Origin of the sequence: Kitasatospora sp. NPDC059747, assembly GCF_042732955.1 — a bacterium.
In the GTDB taxonomy this organism is placed as follows: Bacteria; Actinomycetota; Actinomycetes; order Streptomycetales; family Streptomycetaceae; genus Kitasatospora.
In genome coordinates this window covers 1-1,306 of the sequence record NZ_JBHWGV010000282.1, presented here as the reverse complement: position 1 = coordinate 1,306, position 1,306 = coordinate 1, and the positions used below count along the sequence as shown (strand labels likewise).

Here is a 1,306-nt window from a genome sequence, read left to right as displayed (position 1 = left end):
GGGGGCGCTTCCGCTCAGGAGGAGCGGAGCCGGTCGTCTTCACCCACCACACCGTCAGACCCATGGCCCTGGGGAGTCACGTCATGCGCACGTCCGTTATCACCCGCTTTGCGAAGAACACCCGCTCGCTCTCCACCCGCCGCACCCTCGCCACGCTCGCCACCACCGCCGTCCTCGCCGGCGGCATCCAGATCCTCACCACCGACACCGCCTGGGCCTGTGCCGGTCCGTACGAGGTGACGACTCCGGCCACCCCGGCCCCGGCCGCCACCCACAACGGCGACCTCACCGCTTCCTTCCACCAGACCCGGGACGGCCAGACCCTCATCGCGGGCGGCCCGAAGGTGGAGGTGGGCGTCGGCATCACCAACTTCACCGGTGCGCCCTACGAGAACGTCGCGGCGTCCATCTCGCTGTTCAACCCGGTGCCCGGCGCCGGCCTCCGGACCGAGGACTTCACGGTCGAGGTGGCGTCCGGCGGGACCTGGAAGCCGGTCGCCCTCAGCCCCGGTTGCGACCCGTCGCTCCACACCAACGCCTCGCCTGCCACCGTCGTCAAGCACCTCGAGAACGGCCGGGCGGAGCACTTCACCTTCCGCATCGGCCTCTCCGCGAAGGCCCCCAAGAACCTGGGCAAGGTCAAGATCGGGGTCCTCGGACAGGCTCCCGGTTCCCAGGCCGTGGTCGGCGACTCGAACTTCACTTTCCCGGTGGAGCACCCGGCCGCCGCCAAGCCCGTCCCGACCGCCACCGCCAAGCCGAGCGCCCCGGCCAAGGCCAAGACCACTCCCGTCGCCCCGGCCAAGCCCGCCGCGGACGAGACCAAGGCCGCCGCTCCGGCCGCGCCCACCGCCGAGGCCCCCAAGTCCCCCGTCACGAGCCCGACTTCCGCCCCGGCCACCACCGCGCCGGCCGGCACCCCCGAGCTCGCCCAGACCGGCTCCTCCTCCAACGGCTTCCTCGCCGGCTCCGCCGCCGCCCTCCTCGCACTCGGCGCGGGCGTCCTGTTCGCCGTCCGTCGCCTCCGTCCCCAGCGGTAACCGACGGACGGACACCACGAAGGGGCCTTCCTCCACACGGCGGTGTGGAGGAAGGCCCCTTCTTCTCTCACTACCAGCAGACGTCCGAAAAACTTTTGAACTCACCTGCAACCACCAGCGCAGATGCGCGTCTATACGGATGAAGGCACGGAGAGCGAGACCGGCAGAGCCGGGGGCGCTTCCGCTCAGGAGGAGCGGAGCCGGTCGTCTTCACCCACCACACCGTCAGACCCATGGCCCTGGGGAGTCACGTCATGCGCACGTCC

1 protein-coding gene is annotated in these 1,306 nt (G+C 71.1%); it reads left to right on the top strand.

The window, feature by feature from the left end; translation table 11 throughout:
• The first annotated feature begins 83 nt into the window (after window positions 1-83).
• On the top strand, window positions 84-1,040 hold the full coding sequence (locus tag ACFV4G_RS43510; protein ID WP_380449209.1) for an LAETG motif-containing sortase-dependent surface protein: 957 nt from the start codon (window positions 84-86) through the stop codon (window positions 1,038-1,040).
• Window positions 1,041-1,306: the final 266 nt, after the last annotated feature.

Excerpts from the sequence above, each read along its gene's own strand:
- ACFV4G_RS43510 (WP_380449209.1), top strand. The coding sequence starts at position 84 with ATGCGCACGTCCGTTATCACCCGCTTTGCGAAGAACACCCGCTCGCTC.